Source organism: Allobosea sp. GW821-FHT10B12, assembly GCF_059415545.1.
In genome coordinates this window covers 145,453-160,115 of sequence record NZ_JBWKNL010000002.1, presented here as the reverse complement: position 1 = coordinate 160,115, position 14,663 = coordinate 145,453, and the positions used below count along the sequence as shown (strand labels likewise).

The 14,663-nt window shown below is 67.7% G+C and carries 16 protein-coding genes; 9 read left to right on the top strand and 7 right to left on the bottom strand.

From position 1 onward, the window contains the following. Nucleotides 1-67 precede the first annotated feature (67 nt). Nucleotides 68-1,264 carry an MFS transporter gene (locus AC07O0_RS06050; RefSeq protein WP_494620985.1) on the top strand — a complete coding sequence of 399 codons (1,197 nt, stop codon included), beginning with the start codon at nucleotides 68-70 and terminating at the stop codon, nucleotides 1,262-1,264. 9 nt (nucleotides 1,265-1,273) lie between these two features. Here the strand turns inward: AC07O0_RS06050 and AC07O0_RS06045 are convergent, their stop codons facing one another. After that, the gene (locus AC07O0_RS06045) at nucleotides 1,274-2,620 is read right to left on the bottom strand and encodes an Nramp family divalent metal transporter (RefSeq protein ID WP_494620983.1); all 1,347 of its coding nucleotides are present in this window, start codon (nucleotides 2,618-2,620) and stop codon (nucleotides 1,274-1,276) included. Nucleotides 2,621-2,851: 231 nt separating this feature from the next. Between AC07O0_RS06045 and AC07O0_RS06040 the strand changes: the two genes are divergently transcribed. Both AC07O0_RS06040 and AC07O0_RS06035 read left to right on the top strand, forming a co-directional pair. Then, the gene (locus AC07O0_RS06040; RefSeq protein ID WP_494620981.1) at nucleotides 2,852-3,460 is read left to right on the top strand and encodes a DUF2155 domain-containing protein; all 609 of its coding nucleotides are present in this window, start codon (nucleotides 2,852-2,854) and stop codon (nucleotides 3,458-3,460) included. Nucleotides 3,461-3,462: 2 nt separating this feature from the next. After that, nucleotides 3,463-3,843 (top strand): VOC family protein, encoded by a 381-nt coding sequence (locus AC07O0_RS06035; protein WP_494620979.1) that lies wholly within the window; start codon nucleotides 3,463-3,465, stop codon nucleotides 3,841-3,843. Between the two features lie 7 nt (nucleotides 3,844-3,850). Here AC07O0_RS06035 and aat read toward each other — a convergent pair whose 3' ends face one another. The 5 genes from aat to AC07O0_RS06010 all read right to left on the bottom strand — a co-directional run bounded on the left by aat (nucleotide 3,851) and on the right by AC07O0_RS06010 (nucleotide 7,861). Further along, entirely contained in the window at nucleotides 3,851-4,528 is a 678-nt protein-coding gene (gene aat / locus AC07O0_RS06030) for a leucyl/phenylalanyl-tRNA--protein transferase (protein WP_454027854.1), read from the bottom strand. A gap of 110 nt (nucleotides 4,529-4,638) precedes the next feature. Further along, entirely contained in the window at nucleotides 4,639-6,144 is a 1,506-nt protein-coding gene (locus AC07O0_RS06025; RefSeq protein ID WP_494620977.1) for a helicase HerA domain-containing protein, read from the bottom strand. 145 nt (nucleotides 6,145-6,289) lie between these two features. Continuing rightward, on the bottom strand, nucleotides 6,290-6,652 hold the full coding sequence (locus AC07O0_RS06020) for an Atu4866 domain-containing protein (RefSeq protein WP_494620975.1): 363 nt from the start codon (nucleotides 6,650-6,652) through the stop codon (nucleotides 6,290-6,292). An 11-nt stretch (nucleotides 6,653-6,663) separates the two neighbouring features. Continuing rightward, a complete protein-coding gene (locus AC07O0_RS06015) occupies nucleotides 6,664-7,125 on the bottom strand; it encodes a carboxymuconolactone decarboxylase family protein (protein WP_494620973.1) in 462 nt (153 codons plus the stop codon). Nucleotides 7,126-7,135: 10 nt separating this feature from the next. After that, entirely contained in the window at nucleotides 7,136-7,861 is a 726-nt protein-coding gene (locus tag AC07O0_RS06010; RefSeq protein ID WP_494620971.1) for an SDR family oxidoreductase, read from the bottom strand. 120 nt (nucleotides 7,862-7,981) lie between these two features. Here AC07O0_RS06010 and AC07O0_RS06005 point away from each other — a divergent pair, with 120 nt between their 5' ends. After that, nucleotides 7,982-8,917 carry a LysR family transcriptional regulator gene (locus AC07O0_RS06005; RefSeq protein ID WP_494620969.1) on the top strand — a complete coding sequence of 312 codons (936 nt, stop codon included), beginning with the start codon at nucleotides 7,982-7,984 and terminating at the stop codon, nucleotides 8,915-8,917. Between the two features lie 138 nt (nucleotides 8,918-9,055). Beyond that, a complete protein-coding gene (locus tag AC07O0_RS06000; RefSeq protein WP_494620967.1) occupies nucleotides 9,056-9,769 on the top strand; it encodes a DNA helicase in 714 nt (237 codons plus the stop codon). 33 nt (nucleotides 9,770-9,802) lie between these two features. Here AC07O0_RS06000 and AC07O0_RS05995 read toward each other — a convergent pair whose 3' ends face one another. Then, nucleotides 9,803-10,084, bottom strand: a complete 282-nt coding sequence (locus tag AC07O0_RS05995) for a YARHG domain-containing protein (protein ID WP_494620965.1) — start codon at nucleotides 10,082-10,084, stop codon at nucleotides 9,803-9,805. A 173-nt stretch (nucleotides 10,085-10,257) separates the two neighbouring features. Between AC07O0_RS05995 and AC07O0_RS05990 the strand changes: the two genes are divergently transcribed. The 4 genes from AC07O0_RS05990 (at nucleotide 10,258) to accC (ending at nucleotide 14,633) form a co-directional block, all read left to right on the top strand. Beyond that, entirely contained in the window at nucleotides 10,258-11,664 is a 1,407-nt protein-coding gene (locus AC07O0_RS05990; protein WP_494620963.1) for a M48 family metalloprotease, read from the top strand. 35 nt (nucleotides 11,665-11,699) lie between these two features. Beyond that, nucleotides 11,700-12,482, top strand: coding sequence for a DsbA family protein (locus AC07O0_RS05985; protein WP_494620961.1), 783 nt, complete (start codon nucleotides 11,700-11,702; stop codon nucleotides 12,480-12,482). A gap of 289 nt (nucleotides 12,483-12,771) precedes the next feature. Continuing rightward, complete coding sequence (gene accB, locus AC07O0_RS05980) at nucleotides 12,772-13,239, top strand: acetyl-CoA carboxylase biotin carboxyl carrier protein (RefSeq protein WP_494620959.1); 468 nt, start codon at nucleotides 12,772-12,774, stop codon at nucleotides 13,237-13,239. Between the two features lie 29 nt (nucleotides 13,240-13,268). Beyond that, entirely contained in the window at nucleotides 13,269-14,633 is a 1,365-nt protein-coding gene (gene accC / locus AC07O0_RS05975; protein ID WP_494620957.1) for an acetyl-CoA carboxylase biotin carboxylase subunit, read from the top strand. The last annotated feature ends 30 nt before the right edge of the window (nucleotides 14,634-14,663 follow it).

Genomic DNA, 14,663 nt, shown 5'->3' with positions numbered 1-14,663 from the left:
CCAACACATCTCTCTACGAAGCCATGGCACTTCGCGCGGTGAAACGCGCGAACCGTGGAGGCATGTCGTGACCAACCCGACCTCCTTCGCCGCCACCGCCCGCGCCATCCCGCGCAGCGTCTGGCTGCTCGGCCTGGTCAGCATGCTGATGGATATCTCATCCGAGATGGTCCAGACGCTGTTGCCGCTCTATCTGGTGACCGGGCTCGGCGCCTCCGCCATCACTGTCGGTCTGATCGAGGGATTGGCGGTCGCGACCGCCATGGTGACCCGGCTCTTCGCCGGCGTGCTCTCCGACTGGTCGGGGCAGCGCAAGCCGCTGATCCTCGCCGGCTACGGGCTCGCCGCCCTGTCGCGGCCGATCGTGCCGCTGGCCGACACGGTCGGCTGGATCGCCGGCGCCCGCTTCCTCGACCGAGTCGGCAAGGGCATCAGGAGCGCGCCGCGCGATGCGCTGATCGCCGACGTCACCCCACCCGAGCTGCGCGGCGCCAGCTTCGGCCTGCGCAAATCGCTCGACACGGTCGGCGGCTTTATCGGCCCACTGGTCGCGATCGGCCTGATGCTGCTCAGCGGCGACAGCTTCATCACCGTCTTCTGGATCGCAGCGGTACCCGCTCTGATCGCCGTTGCGGTCATCATCGTCGGCATCGAGGAACCTGCGACGTCGGCCGCCGGGAAACGGAGCGAGCGGCCTCGCCTCGCCGCGCTCCTCCAGCTTGACCCAGCTGCCTGGGCGGTGATCGGACTCTGCGCCATCCTGACCTTCGCCCGCTTCAGCGAGGCCTTCCTGCTGCTCAAGGCCCAGCAGGCGGGCTTCGCCCTCGCCTGGGTCCCGCTGATCATGGTGCTGATGCATCTGGTCTTCGGCCTCACGGCCTATCCCGTCGGCGTCCTCTCCGACCGCATCGGGCGCCAGGGCATACTGGCCATGAGCCTCGTCTTCCTGATCGCCGCCGACCTCGTGCTCGCCTTCGCGCAGACCCCGGCTCTGCTGGTTGCCGGCATCGTGCTCTGGGGCCTGCATATGGGCTTCTCTCAGGGCATTCTCGCGACACTGATCGCCGACCGGGCTCCGGCTGCAGCTCGCGGCACCGCCTTCGGTGCGCTCAATCTGGCGACAGGCCTTGCCGTACTCGCCGGCAACCTCGTCGCCGGCGTGCTCTGGGAGCGTTACGGGGCCGCCGCCACCTTCCTCAATGGCGCGGCCTTCGCCACGCTCGCCCTGATCGGCTTCGTGATCGCGGCCCGGCGCGGGCGCTGACCGCCCGCGTCAGCCGGCCCCGCCGACGAAATCGATCAGCAGCTTGACGTTCAGCGCCGCGATCACCACCGCGATCAGGTAGGCGAAGGCGATGAGCCAGCGCGGTGCGACGAGCTCGCCCATCTTGGCCTTGTCGGCGGTGAACATCACCAGCGGGAAGACGGCGAAGGAGAGCTGCAGCGAGAGCACGACCTGGGTCAGGATAAGGAGTTTCGCCGTGCCCTCGTCGCCATACCAGATCGTCACTGCCGCCGCCGGCACGATCGCGATCGCCCGCGTGATCAGCCGGCGCAGCCAGGGCGGCAGTTTGATCTTGAGAAAGCCCTCCATCACGATCTGGCCGGCGAGTGTCGCCGTCACCGTCGAGTTGATGCCGCAACAGAGCAGCGCGATGCCGAACAGTGTCGGTGCGATGGCGAGCCCGAGCAACGGGCCGAGCAGTTTGTGGGCCTCGCCGAGTTCAGCGATTCCCGTCTGGCCGGTCTTGTTGAAGGTCGCCGCCGCCAGGATCAGGATCGAGGCGTTGATCAGCAGCGCGAACATCAGCGCGACCGTCGAATCGATCGTGGCATAGGTTAGCGCCTGGCGCTTTTCCGGCAGGGTCTCGCCATAGGCGCGTGTCTGCACGATGCCCGAATGCAGATAGAGATTATGCGGCATCACGGTCGCGCCGAGGATGCCGAGCGCCAGATAGAGCATCTCCGGATTGGTGACGATCTCAGTGGTCGGCGCAAAACCGCGGATCACCTGCCCCCAGTTCGGGTCGGCCAGCGCAATCTGGATCGCAAAGCAGATCGCGATCACGCCGAGCAGCGTGATGATCAGCGCCTCGACCCAGCGGAAGCCGAGCCGCTGCAGATAGAGGATCAGGAAGACGTCGAGCGCGGTGATGACGACGCCGAGTTCGAGCGGGATGCCGAAGATCAGGTTGAGGCCGATCGCGGTGCCGATCACCTCGGCGATGTCGGTCGCGATGATCGCGACCTCGGCGAGGAACCAGAGCATGTAGGCGACGGGCTTGGGAAAGGCGTCGCGGCAGGCCTGGGCAAGGTCGCGGCCGGACGCGATGGCGAGCCGCGCGCAGAGCGACTGCAGCACGATCGCCATGATGTTGGAGACCAGCGCGACGACGAGCAGCGTGTAGCCGAACTTCGAGCCACCGGCGAGCGAGGTCGCCCAGTTGCCCGGGTCCATATAGCCGACGGCGACCAGGTAGCCGGGTCCGACGAAAGCGGCGGCGCGGCGCCAGCCAGGGCCGGAACTGCGCACCGCGATCGAGCGATGGACATCCGCCAGCGAAGCCTCGCCCCGGTCGGTACGCCAGCCGGCCGAGCTTCCTTCGACGCGCGCTTCCATGGAGATCCTCGGTTCTGCACTTGCAAGGCATTGGCAGGATATGAATTTGCAAATGGATTGCAACTGCACAAATGTTCGCTGCAGGCATGGCGGCCATGCAACGCCAGGCCCGTGCATCTGGTCATGGCGCCCGCGACTCGAACCTCGCCATCCGCCCTTTTTCCGCTGCGATTGGCGTGCTACTGCGCCCCGTCGCGCGCGGCCGCGCTGAAAGAGATTCGCCAAGCCAGCATGTCCTCCTTCCGCAGAGCCCTCGCAGTCGCCGCCATCTCCGGCGCCGCGCTCATGTTGGCCTTTCCCGCCAAGGCCGACCGCATTCGCAACCCGACCGCGGTCTTCGCCGGTCTCGACAAGATCACCGGTCGGATCATCTCCTTCGAGGTGGCGATCGACGAGACCGTGCAGTTCGGCGCTCTGCAGATCACCCCGCGCGTCTGCTGGACGCGCCCGCCGACCGAGGCGCCGCAGACGACCTCATTCACCGAGGTCGACGAGGTCACCTTCAACAACGAGTATCGGCGCATCTTCACCGGCTGGATGTATGCGGCGAGCCCCGGCCTGCATGGCGTCGAGCACGCGATCTACGATGTCTGGCTAACCGACTGCAAAGGCGGCACCGAGCTCGTCGTCGATCCGAAGGAGCCGGAGGCCCCGCCGCCGCCGCTTAACCCAGACCAACGCCGCCCGGCCCGTCCGGCCCAGCAGACTCCGCCGCCGGGCAATCAGCGCATCGACGTTGCGCCACCGCAGGGCGTGCCGGTGCAGCCACGCCAGACGCCGTCGCAGCGCTTCTTCCCGACCAATCCGGCACAGGGGCGTGACCCCGCCGGCAGCAACTGACCATGGCGCGGGTCACCGGCATCGGCGGCCTGTTCTTTCGCGGCCACGACCCGCAGGCCCTGGCCGCCTGGTACGAGCGCCATCTCGGCATCGCCGACCTGAACAAGGCCGTCTGGAGCCAGGATGCCGGACCGACCATTTTCGGCCCCTTCGCCGCGACCACCGACTATTTCGGCCGCCCGGAACAGCAATGGATGGTCAATTTCCGCGTCGACGATCTCGACGCGATGATGGCCTCGCTCCGTGCGGCGGGCATTGCGGTCGAGACCCGGCCGGAATGGGATTCCGAGGTCGGCCGCTTCTGCCGCATCCACGATCCCGAGGGCAATCCGATCGAGCTCTGGGAGCCATCGCCGATGGCGAGCGGCGGGACGGAGGCCTGACCGGCCTTCAGCCAGGCATGTCCGCCAGCACCTCGCGACCGCTGACAGGCGTTCCGGCCGGCCAGGACCACCAGTCGCCTTCGGCCGCGATCGCGGCGTCGAGCAGTACGCGATAGGCCTCGCGCGGGATTTCGCGCGTGCCGAACTGGGCGAGATGGCTGGTCTGGAACTGCGTGTCGAGCAGACGGTAGCCGCCGCGCCGCAATCGGGCGATCAGGTGCACCAACGCCACCTTCGAGGCATCGGTCTCGCGGTGGAACATGCTCTCGCCGAAGAAGGCGCCTCCGAGCGACAAGCCATAGAGCCCGCCGACCAGCCTGCCCTCGCGCCAGCACTCGACGGTGTGGACGTAGCCGAGATGGAAGAGCTCGCCATAGAGCCCCCGGATGCGGCCATTGATCCAGGTCTCGGCCCGGTCAGGCCGGCTTTCGGCACAGGCCGCGATCACCGCGGCGAAATCCTGATCGACCCTGATCTCGAAGCGGTCCGAACGGACGGTCCGCGCCAGCCTGCCCGGCACATGGAAGGCGTCGAGCGGGATGATGCCGCGAATCTCGGGCTCGACCCAGAACAGGCTGGGATCGTCGGCGCTCTCGGCCATCGGGAAGACGCCGGCCGCATAGGCGCGCAGCAGCAGTTCCGGCGTGATCGCCGGCGCGCGTGCGGGTGTGGAGCGGGCTTTCATGGCAGGATGGGAGCGCGTGATGGCAGGCTGTGTCAACGCCGAGCGTCATTCCCGTCCGGGTTGAGGCCCGAGCAACGAATGGCACCGGTCGACCGGCGCAGGCATCACGGCTAGCCTCGCGCCCGGCGCGGCGGCAATCCCTTGACCAGCGGCGAGGCGAGACCCGGCGCTGTCTCGACGCCGAGCGTCGGCAAGGCCAGAGTGCGCTGGCCGCGGAAATCGACATGGCAGACGAGGAGGCCGCGCTCCTCGATATAGCCGAGAAGGCGCCGCGCCCGGCTCGGCGAATGGCTGCCATAGGCCTCGGCCAGTTCGGCGTCCGACGGGCAAGGCGCGCCTTCGATCGCGCTGCGGGCGATGAACAGGAAGAGTCCGTGCAGGTCTTCCGGCAGGGTCTCGGCCGCTGTCAGCGCCTTTTCCCAGGCATCGGAGGACAGCACCTCCTCGCTCGCCCCGGCGCGAGCGACGGCGAGGCGCTTGCGGAAGGCCTCCAGCCCGGTCTCCGGGCCACTGACGCGGCGCATCCGGCAGCGCACGGTGAAGTCCTGGTAGAGCACGGCGACCGGCCGGTCGCGCGCCTCGGGATCGTCGAGCAGCTCGTTCAGGATCTCGACCAGCGCGGCGGCGCGCTCTTCCGGATCCATCTCGATCTCGGGTTCGGGCGGCGGCACCGGCTGGTGCGTCTCGATCCGGCGGATGATCTCGGGCGCCACCACCGGCCGTGGGCGCGGCTGCTTCGGCCAGGGCGCCGGCGCGGCCTCGCCTTCGCCGGCGGTGAAGATCAGCTTGCTGGCGTCTTCCGGCGCCTGCTCGGGCAGCGGCATCAGGCTCGGGGCGCCGCCGCGATCGACCGAGGCGACGGGGCCGATCCTGACCGGCAGCGGCTTCTTCGACAGAGCCGGGCCGAGCGCGACGAACTGGCCGCGCTCGAGATCGCGGAACATCTCGGCCTGGCGCCGGTCCATGCCGAGCAGGTCGGCGGCGCGCTGCATGTCGATGTCGAGGAAGGTGCGACCCATCAGGAAGTTGGAGGCTTCCGCCGCGACGTTCTTGGCGAGCTTGGCGAGGCGCTGCGTCGCGATCACGCCGGCAAGGCCACGCTTGCGGCCACGGCACATCAGGTTGGTCATGGCTCCAAGCGAAAGCCGACGCGCCTCATCCGAGGCCTCGCCGGCCATGACGGGCGCGAAGAGCTGGGCTTCGTCGACCACGACCAGCATCGGATACCAGTGGGCGCGGTCGATATCGAAGAGTCCGCCGAGGAAAGCGGCAGTGGCGCGCAGCTGCTCGTCGGCGTCGAGCTCTTCGAGGTTGAGCACCACCGAGACACGGTGCTGGCGCACGCGCAAGGCGATCTTCTGCAGTTCGACCGGGCTCGCCGTGCCGTCGACCACGACATGGCCGAACTGGTCGGCGAGCGAGACGAAGTCGCCTTCCGGGTCGACGATGGCCTGCTGCACCAGCGGCGCGCTCTGTTCGAGCAGCCGACGCAGCAGATGCGACTTGCCCGAGCCGGAGTTGCCCTGGACCAGGAGCCGCGTCGCCAGCAGTTCGGCGAGGTCGAGCTCAGCGGGTTCGCCGCTACGCGTCGACCCCATATCGATGCCCGTCTTCATGCCAGCCAGCGTGTCGCCTGAAGTCCCCGCGGCCCGTCCCGGAGCGGGGCGAGCGAGCGGGGTGGTCTAGCACGCGGGCGCGAGCGCACAGGTGTCGCCGGTTGCCGCATCCACAGCAAATGCGGGGCGGCTCCGACACCTCATGTCAGGGGCGGCGGCGTAGGATCATGCCGCCATGATGCAGCGTATCGGCGTCGACGAAGGTCCCGTCGGCGGTGAAGCCGGTGTCGTCCCAGTACTCGATATAATTGCCGGTGACCTTGTACCGGCCGCGATAGGCGCTCTCGCGATTGCCGCGCGCCTCGTCGTAACGGTCGTTCGGCAGGAGATTGTGCCGGACATTGCCGTCAGCGGTGACCCACATGCCGACATAGGGGTGACTCTCGGCAGCGGCTGCCTGGGCAATCATCATGCGGGTCGATCCTTCAGGTCCGTTGGGGATGGTCGTAGTGGCAAGGCCGACGCCAGCGGTCAGCACCAGCAAGGCATTCACGAGCAGGGTGTTCATGATCGCTCCTTTCACTGTCTGCGGCGTTCGGCGAAAAGTTCCGACAGCGCCTGCGACGCCGCGATCGCCCGCGAGATGCCGGCTGGCACGGTGATCAGGTAGACGATCTCCTTCAGCTCTCCCTCGGGCACGCCGATGTTGAGGGCGTAGCCGGCATGGACCTTCATGAAGGCGGTCTGGCCGGTCGCGGCGAAGGCTGCGACTGCTGCGAGCTGGCGCGTGCGGCTGTCGAGGCCGGTCCGCGACCAGACATCGCCGAGCGCATAGGTCTCAGTCGCCTCGGCGAGGAAGGGGAACTCCTGCCGCATGCGCTCCAGGGCCTGTTGCGGCTCGCCATTGTTCAGGCTGCGGATGACGGCATCGCCGCGCTTGCGGCGTTCCTCGCTCGATTCGGCGAAGGTGGGCGCGGGCATCGCCGCGATGGCGAAGGCTGCTGCAGCGGCGCGCAGCGGGGATGGCTTGGCCAGGCTCATGACTTCCTCCTCAGCGGGTCGCGGTGGGGCGCACGACGATCTCGTTGACGTCGACATCGTCCGGCTGCTCGATCGCGAAGCGCACGGCGCGGCCGATCGCATCCGGCTGGAGCGCGATGGCGCGGTAGCTCTTCATCAATTCGGCCGCGGCCGGATCGGTGATGGTGCCCGCGAGCTCGCTCTCGACTACGCCGGGATGGATGCAGGTGACGCGCAGGTCGGCGTGCTCCTGCCGCAGGCCGTCGGAGATGGCGCGCACCGCATATTTCGTCGCGCAGTAGACGGCGGCCGTCGGCGAGACCGCGAGCGCGCCGATCGAGGCGATGTTGACGATCTGGCCGGAGCCGCGCGCCAGCATCTGCGGCAGCACGGCGGCGATGCCGTAGAGCACGCCCTTGATGTTGACGTCGATCATCCGGTCCCACTCGTCGACCTTGAGCGAGGCCATCGGCGAGAGCGGCATCACGCCGGCATTGTTGACGATGACGTCGACGCGGCCGAAGGCCGCGCGCGCCGCCTCGGCGAAGGCGGCGACATCGGCGCGATCGGTGACGTCGAGCCGGCGGATACGGACCTCGCCGCCTTTTGCGGTCAGCTCTTCGGCGAGTGCGTCGAGCCGGTCGATGCGCCGTGCGCCGAGCATCAGCTTTGCTCCGGCCGCCGCGAGCTCGCGGGCGATGCCGGCGCCGATCCCGCTGGAAGCGCCGGTGATGAGGACAACCTTGTCGGTGGGCATGTCTGCTCCGTCTGGTTTGCTTCGTGAAACCGCCGTGCGGCGGTTGCCCAAAAGCTAGAAGCGAGCCATTGTCGCGATAAGCTCCTCATTCCTTTCCAGTCTGGAGAGTTATTCTAACCAATGGAGATGGATCTCAACGCCCTCGCCGTGTTCGCGCTCGTGGCCGAGGAGCGAAACTTTCGCGGCGCCGCCGACCGCATCGGCGTCACGCGCTCGGCAGTCAGCCAAGCGATCAGGAAGCTGGAAGAGCGGCTCGGCATCGCGCTGGTGCAGCGAACCACACGCAGCGTCAGCCTGACCGAGGCGGGCGAGCGCCTCCTCGCCGATCTCGCCCCCGCTTTGTCGGATCTGCGCGCCGCCGTCGAGGCGACCCGCGACCTGCGCGCCGGTCCGCGCGGACGCCTGCGCCTTGCCGTCTCGTCAATCGCCGAGCGCTTCCTGTCAGGCCCACTCCTGGCGAGCTTCGCCGCGGGCCATCCCGAGGTCGAGCTCGACATCACCGTGACCGACCAGGAGTTCGACATCGTCGCCGCCGGCTACGATGCCGGCGTCAGGCTCGGCGAGGTCATCGAGCAGGACATGATCGCGGTCTCGATCGGCGGCGAGGAACGCCAGCTTGCCGTCTGCGCGCCGGCCTATCGCGAGCGCTTCGGCGTGCCGGCCCATCCGCGTGAGCTCGCAGCACATCGCTGCATCGGCTGGCGGCCGGGGCCGAGGCTGCCGCCCTATCGCTGGGAGTTCGCCGAGGGCGGAAAGGAGTTCAGCGTCGCCGTCGCGCCGGAGATCACGACGAGCGACATGGCGCTGATGATCAAGCTGTCAGTCGCGGGCGCCGGCATCACCTTCGGCATGGAGGAGAGCTTTCGGCCTGCGATCGCGCGTGGCGAACTGGTGCCGCTGCTGGAGGAATTCTGCCCCTATTTCGCGGGCTTCTATCTCTATTATCCCAGCCGCCGCGCCATGGCGCCGAAGCTGCGTGCCCTCGTCGAGCATCTTCGCGGTTTCGATTGGGATGGACGCAAGGCGACGGCGCGAGCGGGATCGGCTATGATCTGATTCCAGGCGTCACCCACGCCTCCTCCCTCCAACCGGGAAGCACGCTGCCGTGCAGGGTATTTTCATCATCGAACCGACTGTTCGAGCGCTGCGCATAAGGAGGGGTTGCGGACAAGGCTCGCATCAGGAGGTCCATCGATGAAGCTTTCCGCACCCGTCTATCGCCTGAAGCGCAAGGCCAGGATTCTGGCGCGCAAGGAAGCCATCCCGCTCCATCTCGCGCTCGATCGCGTCGCCATCGGCGAAGGCTTCGGCGCCTGGAGCCTGCTCGCGGCCAGATCGGCGGACGCCCTGTCCGCCGAAGGGTTGTGGGCCCGCCTCGTACCGGGAGACCTGCTCCTCATCGGAGCAAGACCGGGACACGGCAAGACGCTGCTCAGCCTCGAGCTCGCCTTGGAAGCAATGAAAGCCGGCTGCCGCGCCGTGTTCTTCACGCTGGAGTACACGGCCAGGGACGTGCTCGGCCGCTTCCGGGCGCTCGGCGTCGAGCCGGGGCAGTTCGAGGCGCTGTTTTCCTTCGACGATTCGGATGCAATCAGCGCCGCCCACATCATGCACGCGCTGGCGGATGCGGCGCCGGGCACGCTCGCGATCGTCGACTATCTGCAGCTGCTCGACCAGAAGCGCGGCAACCCCGAGCTGACGGTCCAGATCCGCGATCTCAAGGCGTTCGCACGGGAGAAGGGACTGATCCTGGTCTTTATCTCGCAGATCGACCGCTCCTACGATCCGGCGGTCAAGTCCTGCCCGGACCTCGCCGATGTCCGCCTGCCGAACCCGCTCGACCTGTCGCTGTTCAGCAAGGCCTGCTTCCTGAACCAGGGTGAGGTCCGCTTCCAGGCGGCGGGGTAGCGGCTTCGAACGCTCGGTAGGAGGATATCCGCGTCAACGCGGGCAGCGGTTCGTGCGCTCGGCGCGCTGGATGTCGGCGATGACGCGGCGCTGGGTCGCCGAGAGCGGCACGTCCTCGACATTGTCGTACTGGCAGCCGGCATTGCCGAAGGCGCTGATGCCGCGCTGGGTGCGGAAGCAGTAGCCCTGCGCCTTGTAGATCTCGTTGCGCTGGTACCAGAGGTCCTCGCAGCTCTGGGCGGCCGCGGGCTTGGCAGTTGCCAAGAGAGGCAGGCAGAGGCCGAGAGCGAGGGCGGGGAGAAGCAGCTTCGACATGACGACCTCTTGCGGTTGAGAGCTATCTGTTGCCGCCCCTTGCGGGTGAGACAAGCCTTTTCGCTCCCTGCCATGGCAGGATCACGATCCTGTTGCAGGAACACCCGAGCGCTCCGCTGGCAAAGCTGTGAATTGACGCTGCCGCGCTGCCGGAGGACAAGAATCGCGAGCTCATGCAGTCCTTTCGCCTCCGACGCCCACCTTTGGCCTCCCTGCGGCGATCGCTCGCTGCCGGGCTGGCCTTGGTCGCGGTCGCAGCGCCGGCTCTGGCGCAGGAGAAGCGTTCGGTCTCGCTGATCCGCGACGCCGAGATCGAGCAGTTGCTGCGCGACTATGCGGCGCCGATATTCAAGGCCGCCGGGATCAATGCCGGCGCGACCCGGATCATCCTGATCAACAACCGCGCCTTCAATGCCTTCGTCGCTGATGGCAAGTCGATCTTCGTCAATATCGGCGTGCTGATGGATGCCGCGACGCCGAACGAGGTGATCGGCGTCCTCGCCCATGAGAGCGGCCATCTCGCCGGAGGACATCTGGCGCGGCTGCGGCAGGAAATCCAGAACGCGCAGATCCTCTCGATCGCCGGCCTGCTGGTCGGAGTCGGTGGCGCGGTCGCCGGCGCGCGCAGCGGCAGCTCCGCGATCGGCAATGCCGGTATCGGCGCAGCGGGGGCGATCGCGGGGCCGCAGGAACTGGTACGACGCTCGCTGCTGGCCTATCAGCGCTCGGAGGAGCAGGCCGCCGACCGCGCGGCAGTGCGCTTCCTCGCTGCTGCCGGTCAATCGGCCAAGGGCATGCTCACCGTCTTCCGGCGTTTCGCCGAGAACAGCGCCTTCCTCTCGCAGGCGATCGATCCCTACACGATCAGCCATCCGATGCCGGCCGAACGCATCGCCCAGCTCGAGACCCTGGCGAAGCAGAGCCCCAATTTCGACAAGCCCGACCCACCGGCATTGCAGGCGCGCCACGACCTGATGCGCGCCAAGCTGATGGGTTTCATCGAGCGCGAGGGCGGCGTCGCCCGCCGCTATGGCATGGCCGACCAGTCGATGGCCGCCCGCTATGCGCGCGCCATCAGCGACTATCGCTCCGGCCGGATGGCCCAGGCGCTCGCGGCCATCGACCGGCTGATCGGCGAGCAGCCGAAGAACGCCTATTTCATCGAGCTCAAAGGCCAGGCCCTGCTCGAGGCAGGCCGAGCGCGAGAGGCCGTGCCGGTGCTGCGCCAGGCGGTGTCGCTGGCGCCGCAGGCCGGGTTGATCCGGCAGATGCTCGGCCATGCGTTGCAGCAGACCGGCGACAAGGCGCTGCTCGACGAGGCCATCCGCGAGCTCTCGAACGCGGCGACGCGCGAGCCGGATTCGGCCGATGCGCACCAGCACCTTTCGAACGCCTATGCCGCCAAGGGCAATATCGCGATGGCCGAGCTCTCGGCCGCGCAATACGCTTTCGCCACCGGCAACTGGACCGTTGCCCATACGCAGGCGAGCCGGGCTCTGGCCAAATTGCCGCAGGGCTCGCCTGCGGCGCTGCGCGCCCGCGACATCGTCGAGTATGTTCCCCCCGACAAACAACGATAGCGCACCTGAGTCGCGCTCTGGAAAGGACCGTCGTCATGATCTTCTCTTCGCTGCGCCGTCTGGCGCTCGCCGGCATCGCCGCCTGCGCGCTCGGCGTCGCCGCCGTGCCGGCTGAGGCCCAGTCGCTTTCGGCCGAGCAACGTGCGGCCGTGGTCGAGCTGGTCAGGGAGACGCTGCTGAAGAATCCTGAGCTGATCCAGGAGGCGCTGGTCGAGCTCGAGAAGCGCAATCAGGTCGCGCAGGTCGAGGCCCAGCGCAATGCGCTCGCCGCCGAGAAGGCCAGCCTGACCGATCCCGCGACCTCGGTGATCGCCGGCAATCCGCAGGGCGACGTCACCCTGGTCGAGTTCATGGATTACAATTGCGGCTACTGCAAAAGGGCGATGGAAGACGTCCGCGCTCTCGCCAAGGACGATCCCAAGCTCAAGGTGGTGATCAAGGACTTCCCGATCCTCGGCCCCGATTCCGTCGAGGCGAGCCGCGTCGCCATCGCCGTGAAGAACCAGCTCCAGGGCCAGAAGTACTGGGATTTCCATCTCAAGCTGATGGCGACCAAGGGCCGGATCAACGGCGCCAAGGCGTTGGAGATCGCCAAGGAAGCCGGTGCCGACATCGAGCGCGTCAAGAAGGAGATCGACGCTCCGGCGACGCGTGCGGTGATCGAGCAGACGGTTGCGCTCGGCGACCGGCTCGGCCTGACCGGCACGCCCGCCTTCATCGTCGGCGACGAGGTCGTGTTCGGCGCGGTCGGCCAGGCGGCGCTGAAGCAGAAGATCGAGGCCGTCCGCAAATGCGGCAAGGCGACCTGCAGCGGCTGAGGTAAGCGGGGCCGGGCCGTCTCGACGGATGGCTCGGCAGCTGCTTGAACCGCTGCAACAGGCCTTCGCCACGTCGTTCCTGTGGAACAACTCCCGGAATGGCGGCGATATGCATAGGCAAGGCGCCCCTTGGGCGCCTTCGCCCTTTTCCTGCCCCGCTGTTCCGGGTAAAGACGCGCGACACTTGCGAAGCCGCCGGCTTGATCCGGCGTCATGCCTTCGCTTATGCGCACCTCCTTCGGGACCTGCCGTCCCGCCCATCGAGCTCACGAAGACGGTGAAATCCGCCATGGCGACCAAGAGCCCCATCGATCCCGAACTCGTGCGCGAGATGGCGCAGCTGATCAACGAGACCGATCTGACCGAGATCGAGGTGCAGAAGGGCGATCTGCGCATCCGCGTGGCCCGCACCATCACCGCGACGGTGATGGCGCCGGTCGCGGCCGCGCCGGCCTACGCCGCCGCGCCAGCCGCGGTCGCAGCGCCCGCCGCTCCGGCCGACGCCAAGGCCGCGGCCGCCCATCCCGGCACGGTCAATTCGCCGATGGTCGGCACCGCCTATCGCCGGCCCTCTCCGGAGGCCAAGCCCTTCATCGAGGTCGGCCAGGAGGTGAAGGCGGGCGAGCGCGTGCTGCTGGTCGAGGCCATGAAGACCTTCAACGACATCGTCGCCCCGCGCGCCGGCAAGGTCATCGCCATCCTGGTCGAGGACGGTCAGCCGGTCGAATACGGCGAGCCCCTGCTGGTGATCGAGTGAGGATCCATCCGGGCGGGAGCGGGCTGAAAATGTTCGACAAGATCCTGATCGCCAATCGCGGCGAGATCGCGCTGCGGGTGCTGCGGGCCGCCAAGGAGCTCGGCATCGCGACGGTGGCGGTGCATTCGACCGCCGACGCCAACGCCATGCATGTGCGCCTCGCCGACGAGAGCGTCTGCATCGGCCCACCGCCGGCGCGCGAGAGCTATCTCAACATCCCCGCTTTGATCGCCGCCTGCGAGATCACCGGCGCCGACGCGGTCCATCCCGGTTACGGCTTCCTCTCCGAGAACGCCCGCTTCGCCGAGATCCTGGAGCGGCACAACATCACCTTCATCGGCCCCAAGGCCGAGCATATCCGCAGCATGGGCGACAAGATCGAGGCCAAGCGCACCGCCAAGCGCCTTGGCATCCCCTGCGTCCCGGGCTCGGAGGGTGGCGTCGCCGATGACGAGGAGGCGCTGCGCATCATCAGAGAGATCGGCCTGCCCGTCATCATCAAGGCCGCCTCGGGCGGCGGCGGCAAGGGCATGAAGGTCGTGCGCAGCGAGGACGAGGTCTCCGTCATGCTCGCCACGGCCCGCAGCGAAGCCAAGGCCAATTTCGGCGACGATGCCGTCTACATCGAGAAATATCTCGAGAAGCCGCGCCATATCGAGATCCAGGTGCTCGGCGACGGCCAGGGCCGGGCGATCCATCTCGGCGAGCGCGACTGCTCGCTGCAGCGCCGCCACCAGAAGGTCTGGGAGGAAGGCCCCTCGCCCGCCCTCAATGCCGGCGAGCGCGACCGGATCGGCGCGATCTGCGCCAAGGCGATGGCCGATATGGGCTATCTCGGCGCCGGCACGATCGAGTTCCTCTATGAGGACGGCGAGTTCTACTTCATCGAGATGAACACCCGCATCCAGGTCGAGCACCCGGTCACCGAGATGATCACCGGGATCGACCTGGTCAACGAGCAGATAAGGATCGCCGCCGGCGCGCCGCTCTCGATCAGCCAGAAGGACGTCGTCATCGAGGGCCACGCCATCGAATGCCGCGTCAATGCCGAGCATCCCGCGAATTTCCGGCCATCGCCCGGCAAGATCGCCTCGTTCCACACGCCGGGCGGCCTCGGCGTGCGCGTCGATTCGGCGGCCTATCAGGGCTATGTCATCCCGCCACACTACGACTCGCTGGTCGGCAAGCTGATCGTGCACGGCCGCAACCGGGCCGAATGCCTGATGCGCCTGCGCCGTTCGCTCGACGAGTTCGTCGTCGACGGCGTCGACACGACGCTGCCGCTGTTCCGCACCCTGGTGCGCAACCAGGACATGCTGAACGGCGACTACAACATCCACTGGCTGGAGAAATTCCTCGCCAATGGCGGCATGGATCAGCCGGGCGAGGAATGATTTGGTCGCCGTCATGCTCGGCAAGGGGCC